Below are 13,400 nucleotides of genomic sequence, written 5' to 3' on the forward strand. Positions count from 1 at the left end.
AAAAGGAGGTAGGATGATGGAAAAAGCAATATTTGCCGGTGGGTGTTTTTGGTGCATGGTAAAACCGTTTGACACATTTCCAGGAGTAAAAAGTGTTATTTCGGGATATACAGGCGGACATAAAGAAAATCCTACTTACGAGGAAGTTTGTTCTGGAAGTACTGGGCATGTAGAAGCAGTGGAAATTACATTTGATCCAGCTATTATAAAATATAAATCAATTATGGAGCTATTCTGGCAGCAAATTGACCCGACAGATGCAGGCGGACAATTTTGTGATCGAGGAGACTCCTATAAGACAGCCATTTTCTATACAACTGAGGAACAAAAGGAAATTGCAGAGCAATCCAAAAAAGAGTTGGGTAACAGCGGCAGATTTACAAAGGAAATTGTAACACCGATTCTTCCTGCCAAAACTTTTTATCCAGCTGAGGAGTACCACCAGCATTTCTATAAGAAGAATAAAGATCATTATGAATCCTATCAAGTAGGTTCTGGGCGTGCTGGTTTTATTAAAGAGCATTGGGGTGAAAATAAATGACCAATTATTCTGAGCGTCTAAAAGAATTAACACCGATGCAATATGACGTAACCCAGCGAAATGGTACAGAGCCATCTTTTCGAAATGAATATTGGGACAACCAACAAGAAGGAATCTACGTGGATATCGTTTCGGGAAAACCGCTCTTCAGTTCAAAGGATAAATATGATGCGGGATGTGGCTGGCCAAGTTTCACCAAGCCTATTGATGAGTCTGAAGTAATCGAAAAGGACGATTTTTCACATGGCATGCGTCGTATAGAGGTCAGGAGTAACGAAGCGGATTCCCATTTAGGACATGTATTTCCCGACGGTCCTGGTCCTTCAGGAATAAGATACTGCATTAATTCTGCCGCATTAAAGTTTATTCCAAAAGAGGATTTAGAAAAAGAAGGTTACGGGTTATATAAAAAGTTGTTTAGCTGATAAAGCGTAAGGATAATCTCTCTGAGTTAGGGTAATATTGCCCCGCTCGGGTGATTATCCTTTTTGTTATGTAAACCGTATTCGTAATAGAGCAAATGGGGTTTGGAAAATGTGAATCTGTTATTTTTTCTTTATGATATATTTTTACATCATTATACTGACGGGTTCTCGTTTCATTTTAAGAGCTTTTACAGCCTTAAATTCTCTTGCAAAACACGAGATGTTAAAAAGAAAACTCCTGCAATTTGGAATTTTAATATGAAATATAATGTAAATGATATACTTTACTTACGGAGAATGGAGGAGGGGAAGGGTGGTTAAACAAATAAATTTTCAGTGGTGTGTCACAAAGTATAATCCAGATTTTAGGGATGAGAATGGGTACTATACCATAGCGGAGGAATGGACTTGTCCTTCTGAAATAGGGAAATTTATTAATGGGAAAGAATTCACTTTTAATGAATATTTCCAGGTTGAGGCAGCTTATATAAATTCCATGATTAAATTCATGGGGGAAAGTAATATTGATTCACTAAGAATTTTACAATTGGAAAAGAAGATTTCTGAAGAAGACCTTACATCACCTTTATACGAACAGGAATTTGAAAAGCTGGTTATCAAAGAAGACCTGATGGTAAACAAAAATGAATTGCGCTTGATTTGCAAAATGATTTTGCGAAATTTTATATGGTGTAAGCTATATAGTAAAGATCAATTCTTCATACACTTTGGCTATGATTACTATATGTATATTGGGTCCAATGTAAATTGTCAATCTGCTATTCGATTTGCTGAAAGTAATGGACTGTTTGTTGAACAATGTACGTCGCCATATTTTTTCTCTGAGGAAGAAACAAGGATGATTCAATGGAACGAAATTGATGATGAAGATAAGTTCGTTATTGGTGAAGAGGAACTAGTATCTATTCCATTAAATGAATATCGCAGGATTTTTAACTTATCAGCAGAACATCCAGTTACAGGCTATTTTGAGATAGAAATAGAACAAATGGGATTTTTTCAAACATTTTTGAAGCACAGGATGAATTTTGATAAATATGAGTATAGTTTCTGGGGTGAAAAATGATGTAATTGAAAAAAGTTCGGTCCATTGCGCGCTTACTCCACTCGCTTTCCGCGGGGAGGAAGGCTTTAGCCTCCTCGGCTGCGCCTTGCTCAGGTCTTAAGCCTCCGTTACTTCCCGCAGGAGTCGGTGGCTTCCGCTTCATTCCACTAAGTTTAATAATGGGATACAGAAGGAACCAATCTATTGAAAATAAATAAAAATCCGAGCTATAGGCGAAATATTTATTGAAATATCACCTAATAGTTCGGATTTATCATTGACTGAAATACTTATGTCCCAGCCTCTTTTGCTGTTTTACATGTAATTTTTCTAATGATTCGTAATGGAAAATTTCCTTTAAGAAGAGAAGTGTAATTAACAGGCAGTTCCTTATTAACTTTTATTCTTTTTCAAGTATCCCAGAAATCCGTATATAGGATTCGTCTGTTGAATTGTTTTTACTTTGAAGACCGGAAGGAACAATTTTTAGTTCATGTGTTCCTTCCCCGAGGTTATTGGCCAGATAAATATATCGTTCTTTTTGAAAGGGCCACCAAGTACTGATGGTACTATGAAATTGATCGTCTATATAAATATCAGCCGTACCACCATCTGGACCGCGCAGTAAAACGGCACCAATGATTGGTCCTTTAAATTGATAGATTAATTGACTCTTTTCTTTATTTGAATGCAGATATCCATCATGTTTCGTAAACCCGTAATTATGAGTGTATCGATTATTCATTTTTAATTGATAATCGTTTTGAATATATTTGGCTTCAGGCAGAGTCACTGGTTTTTGTGCATGATCCAATGTACTAAGGATGTTAAAAATTTCATTCGCATATAAAGAGTACCCTTTTCCATTTGGATGAACGGAGTCCTTTGTTAACTCGGAAATCGATAATGGCGCCTGTTTAAAGACTGGTCGCATGTCTACTGAGACAGCTCCATAATGCTTGCTGATATCCATAATTGTTTGGGCAAATCCCTCATCCGGCAAGCTGCTCTCGATCACAGTTATTACGTTTGCTTGTGGTGCACTGATTTTAGCGTGTCTAATTAGATTCTCATACAATTCGGCAAAATCATCTTTCAGCATGTATTTCCTGTCGTTTTCACCAAAAACAATGAAGATTAAATCTGTGTATGGAGAAACCTTTGTTTCTTGCAATTTATAGATACCTTCAAATGAAGTGGCACCACTTTGAACAATATATTGTCCGCTCATTTTGCTTCCATATTTCTCATGAATCATATTCTCTAATTGGGAGAACCAAGTAAGTTCAAGCTTTTCTGCTCCCGATCCACGACCAATGCTATCACCTACAATTAAATAGCGAATTTTTTGTCCGTTCTCTAATTTATCCATTAAGCCCTGTGTTTGGCTTTTGCTGTAAAACACATTCATACTGAAAAAAGCCAATAAACCCGTGGCAACCATCACAACAAGTAATATCCCTTGCTTGCGTTTGAAAATACGATTAACCCCCATTTTTCTCTCTATAATCTAGTCTGATGTTACAATAATGTTACAATATTTACATAAAAAAGGCAATCAAATTAGGCGAATGCACATACCTAAAGGGCGGATAACACATATAGTAAAAATGTAATGATGAACTTCTAAAGGAGTGAAACAGATGTATTACGGTGGTCAAGATGGATGTTTCAGCGGTTGTGGCGGATATGGTTACGGTGGAGGTTATGGAGGACACGGAGGCGGTTTTGGTTCCGGGTTCGCATTGATTGTTGTGTTATTTATCCTCCTTATTATTATAGGTGCTTCTTTCTGCAGCCCTTGCTGATTAAAAAGGAAATGGGACGGTTATCCGTCCTTTTTTGCGTAATTAGTGAAAAAAAGTCCATTTTTTGGTTAAAATCTACATATTATCACTTTAAAAACGAACGAAATAATTGATTAATATATTAATGTTCGTATTTTCTGTTGACGGTATAGGTTCGCTTTGGTATGATTTTTAGTGCGTAGCAGACCTATAAATGGAGGAGATCCTCATATGAAAACGAATTATGATGTAATTATCGTGGGTGCCGGTCCTGCCGGAATATTTGCTGCCTACGAATTTACTCTAAAATTACCACAGGCGAAGGTACTTTTAATTGATAAAGGTCATGATATATATAGACGGAACTGTCCCATATTGCAAAAGAGAATCGAAAAATGCCCGCCACCTACTAATCGAAAGAGCTTTGCAGGTTGTTTGCCTGCTTGTTCCATTACGAATGGTTTTGGTGGAGCAGGGGCATATTCTGATGGCAAATTTAATATTACAAGCGAATTTGGTGGATGGATGACAGATTATTTGTCAAAAAATCAAGTCATCGAACTGATAAAATATGTAGATGCAATTAACTTAAAGCATGGTGCTACCGATACGATTACAAATCCGATGAGTGAAGAAGTGCGCCGAATTGAGAAGTCAGGCTATGCAGCTGGGTTAAAGCTTTTGCGAGCATATGTACGTCACTTAGGAACGGAACAGAATCTGGAAATATTAAAAAGTATATATGAATATTTAAAAGACAAAATTGATATGGTTTTTAAGGCTGAAGTAGAAGATGTAGTAACTGAAAAGCAGGATAACCAATATGTAGCCAAAGGAATTGTTCTTAAAAATGGTGAAAAGCTATACTCTGATTATGTCGTTGCTGCACCTGGGAGAGACGGTTCCAAATGGTTAACGGAGATTCTTAAAAAACGTAAATTTAAAATGACGAGTAACCAGGTTGACATTGGTGTAAGGGTTGAAACATCCAATGTGGTAATGGAAGAAATCAATAAACATTTATATGAAGGTAAATTTATCTACAATACCTCTGTTGGTACGCAGGTTCGCACATTCTGCTCCAATCCTTCCGGGCATGTTGTAGTTGAAAATCATTCTGGAATAATGCTGGCGAATGGTCATGCCTATAAAGATCCTGAGCTTGGCAGTGAGAATACAAACTTTGCATTACTGGTATCCCATAAATTTTCTGAGCCGTTTGATAAGCCTACGGAATATGCCCATGAGATATCCAAACTGGCAAATGCCCTTTCAAATGGCGGTTTAATTATTCAAAAGTATGGAGATATCTTAAAAGGAAGACGTTCTACTGTTAAGAGAATAAAAGAAGGCTTTATCGAGCCTACAATGAAAGAAGCGGTTCCTGGAGATTTAGGCTTAGTTTTACCCTACAATACAATGAAAAGTTTAATAGAAATGACCGAAGCTTTAAATAAAGTAACGCCAGGTTTAGCATCTGAGCACACATTGTTTTATGGAGTAGAAGCAAAATTCTATTCAGCAAGACCAAATTTAGATGAGCACTTCCAGTCAGACATATTAAATTTATATGTAGGTGGAGACGGAGGCGGTATTACAAGGGGATTAGCGCAGGCAAGTGCCTGCGGAGTCTGGGTAGCACGTGATATTATCCGCAAAGCTCAGAAAGTTAAAGTAGAACCGGTTTTAGTATAATCAAAATCCTCGGATCATTCCGAGGTTTTTTTGTGAATAAGTATTATTCTGCAACATTTAAATGGTTTATAATATATGGAAATGAATTGTATTCATGTATACTTGTTACAGAATAGAATGAGGAATTATCCGCAATATACATAGTAGCAAAAAGGGTTGATGCTAGTGAATGAAGTTACTATTCCTTTCATCCTCCCACGTAATATGGCCTGATTAACAAGGTAAATAATAGCATTATGTAGTTTTTTTAGGTATTATGTATAATGCATAATTAATGTTAAATGAGTGGAGCGAAAGCAAGTGAAATCTTTTTATCAATTTTTAAACACATATAGGCATGCCCTGGAGAAAAGTGAGATGTCCATGTTTGCTGAAAATGTTTTTCATGATCCCGGGTTCCCTAAGAATTCGTCTGACTATCATGAAATAAGCCTGTATCTAGAAATGAATGTTGACTATATATTGGACATGAGCCTATTTGACGATGCATGGAATCTTTACCTTCAGCATATTGGTGAGTTATAGTTTGTAGAAAATCAGATTAATCATATCGAAGCTTTATAAATTTTTAGTAGGATTCTGAGCTTTTTAGCAATTGAATTTAACGGAAAGAAACAGGTGTTCTTATGCCAGTTCGATTACAAACCCGTTTGTTAAGTTATTCTCTTATTATTTCAACGGTTCCTTTACTATGTCTTGGGATTATCTCGTATTCGACCCAGCGATCGTTGATTGAAAATCAAGTAAAAATGACATTAAGAACGGCTGCATACCATGCGGCAGATACAACAGATCGTTTTATAGATGAGAGAATCAGCGATCTAGCTTATTTAAGTCGGCATTCCGAAATAGAAAGCGAAAATAAAACGCATTCATTGAATTTTTTAAAGGAATATGTTGAATCAAAGTCGATTTACTCCGGATATATCTATGTTAATAAGGACGGGGATGTAATTCCCTCGGAAAAGTACAATGATATTACTCCTTATTTTATAAATAGTGAATCCTTTGAAAAATCAAGCGCAGGCATTCAGTACTTGTCTAAAGTGTATAAATTAGATCGTGAAAAGCCGTTTTTTTTGATCAGCACACCAATATATACCAATGATAATGAAATAAATGGAGTATTTGCTCCAACTTTTAATTTATTTCATCTTTGGAAAACGATCGAGTCCAATTTAACACTTGAGCGTGAAAAATTTCCTTATACAGCGTTTATGATTAATCACGAGGGCTGGATTGTATCAGAACAAAATGAAGATAATATTATGAAAACAAACTTTTTGGAAGAAAATAATCTTTCACTGGATGAATTGATTGCCTCTGATAAACAAAATGAATTAATCCAGTCTAAGAATGGCAAGCAGCTATTTGCTGTGAAACCAATCAAGGAAAGAGCGGATGCTCAGGAACAGTGGTATGTAATTACCGCAGCTAGTAAAAAAGTGGTATATGCTCCATTGCAGCAATTAATTGATCGTTATCTAATGATAGGGTTGATACTGCTGATTGGTATTTTACTATTTGTCTATTATTTATCCAAAACGGTAGTTAAGCCTGTTGTCAGGATGGCGGAAGGTGTGGAGAGATATACGAATGGGAAAAAATATAACCAAATAGAAAGTACATATCATGAGCTAAATGTACTTAATAGGGCTTTTATTTCCATGATAGAAACCTTGGAACAACGGGAAAAGGAGATACTCAGAACGGAGAAACTTAAATATGTTGGCCAATTAGCGGCCGGAGTAGCCCATGAGATCAGAAACCCTATTACGACGATTCGAGGGCTTTTCCAGCTATTAAGAGATCACCCCTATGATGAAAAGATATTTAAAAATTATATTGATATTATTATAGAAGAATTAAATCGTATGAATAGAATAGTCGGTGAATTGTTGAATCTATCAAAACCATATCAGTTAATCATGAAAAAATATTCAGTTACTGAGTTGATTGAAGAAATTATTTTACTGCAAAGAGCGGAGTTAAATAAAAACAATATTACGATATTAAAAGATATTCATTACGATGGAATCATTTATACAGATCGAAACCGTCTTTATCAAGTGATTTTAAATATAATCCAAAATTCTCGAGATGCTATGAAAGATGGCGGAACAATCAGTATTTTAACAGATTGTTTTGAGGATAAAATGAAATTAATCATTAAGGATAATGGACCGGGTATTCGTGCAGAAACGTTATCCAAGCTTGGTACCCCATTCTTTACAACAAAAGAAAATGGTACTGGATTGGGACTGGCCACAAGCATGAAAATCATGGAAGAGTTAAAGGGTACATTTGAAGTAACAAGCGTAGAAGGAGAAGGAACGAGCATTATTCTAACCATTCCTTCCGATGGAGATATTTCTATTTAACTATCATATGAAAATTTATTTAGCAATCTACTTATTCATATTAACGTGTGAATAAGTGGATTGCTTTTTTTTGAGGAAAGAGGGCATTTGTTGTATGTCTCTATCCGACAGTCATAAAATGGATAGAAATTGTTAATTTACAGTAAATACAGTAGGGTACAGGAAGAAAGCAGTCGATTCTGTCACAAATTCAGTCTAAATCGGTGAATTAAGCCAACGTCAAAAATATAAATGATCCACCAATATCATCCTTTTAGTGGATCAAGTCTTGTTTTTTCGGGAAGATCGCTAAAAGAGTTTAAATAATAGGCTTCCCCTCAATAAAAGAGCTGCATATACTGATAAAAATTCTACCCGAACTGCGAGGGGTGGCAGCAATGGGCAAGCGTAATAAACCGAAGTTTGCAATTGGTAATTCAGTAGTCATACTTGTGAATGGAATTGTCGGTAAAGTGAAATCCGTTCAGGAATTTAATCAAACATATGTATATGAAGTCCAAGGTGCTGATGGAGTATTTACGGAATCATCCTTAATGCTTGTAGAGGATTTTGAAGGGCTTTTATTTGAAGCAGAACATGTAAACATTGATTACAAGTATTTTTTTGGAGATTTAGTGCAAGTGAAAGGGTACGGAAAGGAAATCTTTAAAGTCATTGGCTTTCGAACTGAAATTTGGAGATATAAAGAAGAATCGTGGGAAGATATTATTTACGAATTATCTAGAATTACTGACAATGAGTGGCTAGAATGCAATGAGGATGATTTGATTTTTTTGGCAGATGCAAAAGATGCAGAACAATTTTTGAAGAAACATTCTCTTAATCAAAAATTGAAATCAAATCAGTACAAGAAACTAACAGAGCCATCACCGCTCGCACATTTAAATAAAAATGGTAACCAGGAGTATGATCATCAAGAGAAAATTAACCATCTTCTCGATATTTATAATGATTATCGAATTTTACGTGACATGTTTGGTGATGAAACCTATGGGAAAGTGATGAAAACAGCTATAAAAAAACTAGAAAAATTAGTGGTCGATCAAACAACAAGAGAGAAAAAAGAGCCTCACTAAGTAAAAAACAGACTTCTCTTGGTCTGTTTTTTTGAATTCAAAAGTATAGGCAGATTGTAAATGGTTCTCTAGCCACTGAAGTTGTAAATATTTAACGGTATAATTTATAAAAAAGACTAGGCCAAAACTCATAAATTTAGGATTCGACAAAACTAGAAGATTTTCAATGCAGGAATTTGTTATAGGAGGGTGTAATTTTAAATAGCAAACGGATGAGGAGGGAAAGTATGCTTAAACAAAGAATTTTAAAGTGGTCGGCTTTGCGAAGAAGAGAGTATGAAATCGCCATTTTTCAAACAGAACACCCTCGGGAGAAGAAAGGTTATAAACAGGTATATCAAGGCTATATAGACGGAGAAAATCATACGGAAGTCATCAATAAGTTGTTTAGAAAGTTTAATATAAGGGATTTAATACCTGAGAATTATAAAGGAAGAACCATATCAAGTGGTGATATCATTATGATTGGGGACAATTACGAGAAAAAGAGCTACTACCAGCTTCAATCTGGTGGCTGGGCTGTTGTAAATCGAATTCATGTTTGTTGAAGTCTGAATTATCGGTAATTTTATTTTCTTTGAAAGCCTATGGTATAGTTATATTGAATATAGACAGTTTTGTCTTTACATAAAGGAGGAAATATTCAAACATGAGTGTACATATAGGCGCTAAAGAAAACGAAATCGCAGAAGCTGTGCTATTGCCGGGAGATCCATTAAGAGCAAAATATATAGCTGAAACATTTTTAGAAAATCCTGTTTGTTATAATGAAGTTAGAAACATGTTTGGTTATACAGGAACTTATAAAGGGAAAAAAGTGTCTGTTCAAGGGACAGGTATGGGAGTTCCGTCCATCTCTATTTATGTAAATGAATTGATGCAAAGCTATGGTGTACAAAAATTAATTCGTGTAGGAACATGCGGTGCGATTCAAAAAGATGTAAAAGTGAGAGATGTTATTTTAGCCATGACATCATCAACTGATTCCAATATGAATAAATTACTTTTTGATGGAATCGACTTTGCCCCTACAGCTGATTTTGGCTTATTAAAAAAAGCATATGACACAGGTGTGGAAAAAGGACTTCAATTAAAAGTTGGTAATGTATTTACTGCAGACCAATTTTACAATGATAAAGCAGACCATGAAAAATGGGCACAATATGGCATCTTAGCTATTGAGATGGAAACCACTGCATTATACACTTTAGCTGCTAAATATGGCAGACAAGCATTATCAATTCTTACTGTCAGTGACCATATCCTTACAGGTGAAGAAACGACAGCTGAAGAGAGACAAACGACATTTAATGATATGATCGAAGTTGCTTTGGATACTGCTATTGAATCTTAATATTATAAAAACAAAAAAGCTCTGGTGAAAACCAGAGCTTTTTTTTATAATTGTACTATTGATAATTTATTTGAATTTTTGTATTGGATTATCCACCAGGATTTTTTGAAAAAATCAAGCAGGTTGGGAACTTTTCAGATATACTTGAAAAGGATTAGAGGAAACATCCATATATCGCTATCTAAAGCAAATGCATTCGAGTGATAAAATATTACACTCATTGGATTAGCGGTTTGTTTGAATTTTTGGAAACTAAGTATAATACGAACAAAACTTAAAAACATATCAATTTAACAAGTTTACAAAATAGTAATTAACATATGCTGATTTAATGGTTTTTTGAAACAATAAACAGCTAGAGAGAGAGAATTGTGAGGGAAGAGAAATGAGAAAGATACTTCTTAGGATGATGATGGCAACGGTTTTATTACTCACAGCATGTAATGATTTGTCCATTGGCACGGATCAATCAAAAAAAGAAGAGAATGAGAACCATACACAGGAAACAGCAGGGAACGGACAAGGTAATCAAGGGGCGGAAGAGGGTGAAAATAGTGTGGAATTGGCGGCTGAATTCTTAAATGATATTAAGGTCGAGGATGGAGTAAACGTTATCCAAAATCCTGATAATATACTTGTGTTGGTAAATAAGGAGAATAGTCTTCCGATTGGTTACCGAGCAGATGATTTGGTGAAACCGAATGTTACTTTTTCATTCGTAGGAGAGCATGAAAAACAGCTGATGAGAAAGGAAGCTGCAGAGGCACTCGAGAAGATGTTTTCTGCGGCCGATGAAGATGGAGTACAATTAGCAGCTGTGTCCGGTTTTCGTTCATATGAAAGACAGGTACAGCTATATAATGCAGAAATTGAAGCATCTGGTTTAGAGTATGCCCAACAATCGGTAGCTGAGCCTGGTAAGAGTGAGCATCAAACTGGTCTAACAATGGATGTATCGAGTGTTGAAAATAACTATCAGCTTAACGAAGATTTTGGCTCCACAACGGCCGGACAATGGCTTGCTCAAAATTCTGCTGAATATGGATTTATCATCCGCTATCCGAAGGGTGACGAGAAAACAACTGGATATATGTATGAGCCCTGGCATATTAGATATGTAGGAAAAACCTATGCCCGTGATATAAAAAAACGAGGCTTGACCTTGGAGGAATACATTCAGCTGGCAACAGAGTAGGATATCATTTGGAGTTCTGATATAATATAGTTAATTTTAAGGCAGTATAGTTCAGTGAAAGTGGTGAACCAGTTGGATTCAGAACAAGATCAAGAACAAGCAAACAAGCCGAAGGGCTATATTAAAGTAAGCTGGATTTATCTCCTATTAGGATCAGTATTACTTATTATCCTTAGTGTTTTTGCAACAAGGTACATAATGGATAACACGCAACAATCAACATCAGGAATCAAGATTCCACTTAGCGGATCTAAAAACGATATGGAAAAAATCAAAAGTGCTATGGACACCTTGGAAAATAGTTATTTCCAGGAAGTGGACCGCGATAAATTAATTGATGGTGCCATTAACGGAATGGTAGAATCACTTGATGATCCATATTCAGATTTTATGACACAGGAAGAAGCTGCCAGCTTTCATGAAAGTATTTCCTCTTCTTTTGAGGGAATTGGGGCAGAAATAATGTCAGAAAATGAACAAATTGTAATTGTTTCACCGATAAAAGGTGCACCTGCAGAGAAGGCCGGTTTAAAAGCGGGTGATATTATTTTAAAAGTGAATGATAAAAGCCTGCAAGGGATGTCGTCCAGCGATGCAGTGCTCTTAATCCGTGGAAAAAAAGGGACGGAGGTAAATTTAGTAATCCAGCGTCCTGGTGCAAGCAAAACAATGAACGTTAAAATAATACGTGATACAATTCCTGTTAATACAGTTTATAAAGAAAACTTAACGGATGATATTGCAAACATACAAATAACCAGTTTTTCTGAGAATACAGCTGAAGAGCTTGAAAAAGCATTGCGTGAAGTGGAAGAGCAAGGGATGAAGGGAATTGTGCTTGATTTAAGACAGAACCCGGGTGGATTGCTTGACCAAGCTGAAAAAATAGCGAATATGTTTGTTCCAGCTGGGGAAAATCTCGTGCAGATTGAAGACCGCAGCGGAAATAAACAAGTAGCAAAAGCGACAGATACCGGTTATAAATTTAAATTGTCAACGGCTGTACTAATTGACGAAGGCAGTGCCAGTGCTTCTGAAATAGTGGCTGCAGCGTTAAATGAATCTGCTGATATTCCGATTATTGGTGTGAAGTCATATGGGAAGGGAACTGCTCAATCAGCAATGGACTTCACAGATGGATCCAATTTGAAGTTTACGTATGCAAAATGGCTGACACCGGATGGCAACTGGATTCATAAAAAAGGCATCAAGCCGGACATTACTGTCAAAATGCCTGATTATGCAAATTTATCGTTTATTGATCCTGAGGAAAAGCTAGAGCTTTCAAAAATGTCGCCAGAAGTTGAGAATGCTGAAAAAATGCTTAAGGCGCTTGGATATGATCCAGGTAAAGCTGATGGATATTTCGATGAGAACACCGTAACAGCGGTTAAAAAGTTTCAAAAGGATCATGATTTAAAAGAAACAGGTGTGATCCAGGGAGACACCACAAATAAATTAATGAATGAATTAAGAAATAAAATTACTGAAGAAGATCCACAGCTAGAAGCAGCTGAGAAAAAATTGGCTGAGGATATAAAATAAAAAAATCGCTTCTCCATTCCAGGAGAGGCGATTTTTTTGGCTAATGATTCAGGAAAGAATATGAATGTGCTATTAATCAATATTATTTAAACGAGCGTTCACCAAATGCAATAAATGTTTTCTCATCTTCAATTAAACCACAGGCAGCGCACTGGATTCTTCTGACAGGACCATTATAGGGTAAATGAAAGGCGTCTAGTTCATCGTCTGCGTACATTTGAATAACAGTGCCTGATTGGGGATCAAGCTTCACGTAAATGGGATTTTGTTCAATCACATTAAAACGTGACCGGTTTGTTTTACAGTTTGGACAACAATATGGATGGCTCACATGC

General features: G+C 36.0%; 14 protein-coding genes. 12 read left to right on the forward strand and 2 right to left on the reverse strand.

From position 1 onward, the window contains the following. Window positions 1-13: 13 nt before the first annotated feature. The 3 genes from msrA (at window position 14) to AC4D4A_RS01090 (ending at window position 2,053) form a co-directional block, all read left to right on the forward strand. Window positions 14-541 carry a peptide-methionine (S)-S-oxide reductase MsrA gene (gene msrA / locus AC4D4A_RS01080; RefSeq protein ID WP_490994180.1) on the forward strand — a complete coding sequence of 176 codons (528 nt, stop codon included), beginning with the start codon at window positions 14-16 and terminating at the stop codon, window positions 539-541. Continuing rightward, a complete protein-coding gene (gene msrB, locus AC4D4A_RS01085; RefSeq protein WP_490994181.1) occupies window positions 538-966 on the forward strand; it encodes a peptide-methionine (R)-S-oxide reductase MsrB in 429 nt (142 codons plus the stop codon). Before msrA ends, msrB begins: the two co-directional genes overlap by 4 nt. A gap of 313 nt (window positions 967-1,279) precedes the next feature. Next, window positions 1,280-2,053, forward strand: a complete 774-nt coding sequence (locus AC4D4A_RS01090) for a DUF7683 domain-containing protein (protein WP_490994182.1) — start codon at window positions 1,280-1,282, stop codon at window positions 2,051-2,053. 379 nt (window positions 2,054-2,432) lie between these two features. Here AC4D4A_RS01090 and AC4D4A_RS01095 read toward each other — a convergent pair whose 3' ends face one another. Then, entirely contained in the window at window positions 2,433-3,527 is a 1,095-nt protein-coding gene (locus tag AC4D4A_RS01095) for an SGNH/GDSL hydrolase family protein (protein WP_490994183.1), read from the reverse strand. A 148-nt stretch (window positions 3,528-3,675) separates the two neighbouring features. On the opposite strand from AC4D4A_RS01095, the gene AC4D4A_RS01100 reads away from it, so the two are divergent. The 9 genes from AC4D4A_RS01100 to AC4D4A_RS01140 all read left to right on the forward strand — a co-directional run bounded on the left by AC4D4A_RS01100 (window position 3,676) and on the right by AC4D4A_RS01140 (window position 13,065). Then, complete coding sequence (locus tag AC4D4A_RS01100) at window positions 3,676-3,840, forward strand: YjcZ family sporulation protein (protein WP_490994184.1); 165 nt, start codon at window positions 3,676-3,678, stop codon at window positions 3,838-3,840. Between the two features lie 210 nt (window positions 3,841-4,050). Next, window positions 4,051-5,514, forward strand: a complete 1,464-nt coding sequence (locus AC4D4A_RS01105; RefSeq protein WP_490994185.1) for an NAD(P)/FAD-dependent oxidoreductase — start codon at window positions 4,051-4,053, stop codon at window positions 5,512-5,514. Between the two features lie 300 nt (window positions 5,515-5,814). Then, complete coding sequence (locus AC4D4A_RS01110) at window positions 5,815-6,039, forward strand: YozE family protein (RefSeq protein WP_490994186.1); 225 nt, start codon at window positions 5,815-5,817, stop codon at window positions 6,037-6,039. A 101-nt stretch (window positions 6,040-6,140) separates the two neighbouring features. After that, window positions 6,141-7,895, forward strand: a complete 1,755-nt coding sequence (locus tag AC4D4A_RS01115; RefSeq protein WP_490994187.1) for a sensor histidine kinase — start codon at window positions 6,141-6,143, stop codon at window positions 7,893-7,895. A 377-nt stretch (window positions 7,896-8,272) separates the two neighbouring features. Beyond that, window positions 8,273-8,971 (forward strand): YodN-related protein, encoded by a 699-nt coding sequence (locus AC4D4A_RS01120; RefSeq protein WP_490994188.1) that lies wholly within the window; start codon window positions 8,273-8,275, stop codon window positions 8,969-8,971. A 227-nt stretch (window positions 8,972-9,198) separates the two neighbouring features. Beyond that, window positions 9,199-9,519, forward strand: coding sequence for a YodL domain-containing protein (locus AC4D4A_RS01125; RefSeq protein ID WP_490994189.1), 321 nt, complete (start codon window positions 9,199-9,201; stop codon window positions 9,517-9,519). A 101-nt stretch (window positions 9,520-9,620) separates the two neighbouring features. Further along, window positions 9,621-10,325: a purine-nucleoside phosphorylase gene (deoD, locus tag AC4D4A_RS01130; protein ID WP_490994190.1), complete on the forward strand. Its 705-nt coding sequence runs from the start codon at window positions 9,621-9,623 to the stop codon at window positions 10,323-10,325. Between the two features lie 385 nt (window positions 10,326-10,710). Beyond that, complete coding sequence (locus tag AC4D4A_RS01135; protein WP_490994191.1) at window positions 10,711-11,520, forward strand: M15 family metallopeptidase; 810 nt, start codon at window positions 10,711-10,713, stop codon at window positions 11,518-11,520. A gap of 63 nt (window positions 11,521-11,583) precedes the next feature. After that, complete coding sequence (locus AC4D4A_RS01140; protein ID WP_490994742.1) at window positions 11,584-13,065, forward strand: S41 family peptidase; 1,482 nt, start codon at window positions 11,584-11,586, stop codon at window positions 13,063-13,065. Window positions 13,066-13,147: 82 nt separating this feature from the next. Here AC4D4A_RS01140 and AC4D4A_RS01145 read toward each other — a convergent pair whose 3' ends face one another. Further along, entirely contained in the window at window positions 13,148-13,396 is a 249-nt protein-coding gene (locus AC4D4A_RS01145; RefSeq protein WP_490994192.1) for a DNA alkylation repair protein, read from the reverse strand. Between the last annotated feature and the right edge of the window lie 4 nt (window positions 13,397-13,400).

Source organism: Pradoshia sp. Z5_111 (assembly GCF_058267535.1).

Bases quoted from the DNA above. Each gene is read 5' to 3' on its own strand.
- AC4D4A_RS01120 (WP_490994188.1), top strand. From the start codon at position 8,273: ATGGGCAAGCGTAATAAACCGAAGTTTGCAATTGGTAATTCAGTAGTC.
- deoD (WP_490994190.1), top strand. From the start codon at position 9,621: ATGAGTGTACATATAGGCGCTAAAGAAAACGAAATCGCAGAAGCTGTG.
- msrA (WP_490994180.1), top strand. From the start codon at position 14: ATGATGGAAAAAGCAATATTTGCCGGTGGGTGTTTTTGGTGCATGGTA.
- msrB (WP_490994181.1), top strand. From the start codon at position 538: ATGACCAATTATTCTGAGCGTCTAAAAGAATTAACACCGATGCAATAT.
- AC4D4A_RS01100 (WP_490994184.1), top strand. From the start codon at position 3,676: ATGTATTACGGTGGTCAAGATGGATGTTTCAGCGGTTGTGGCGGATAT.
- AC4D4A_RS01095 (WP_490994183.1), bottom strand. From the start codon at position 3,527: ATGGGGGTTAATCGTATTTTCAAACGCAAGCAAGGGATATTACTTGTT.
- AC4D4A_RS01115 (WP_490994187.1), top strand. From the start codon at position 6,141: ATGCCAGTTCGATTACAAACCCGTTTGTTAAGTTATTCTCTTATTATT.
- AC4D4A_RS01105 (WP_490994185.1), top strand. From the start codon at position 4,051: ATGAAAACGAATTATGATGTAATTATCGTGGGTGCCGGTCCTGCCGGA.
- AC4D4A_RS01135 (WP_490994191.1), top strand. From the start codon at position 10,711: ATGAGAAAGATACTTCTTAGGATGATGATGGCAACGGTTTTATTACTC.
- AC4D4A_RS01125 (WP_490994189.1), top strand. From the start codon at position 9,199: ATGCTTAAACAAAGAATTTTAAAGTGGTCGGCTTTGCGAAGAAGAGAG.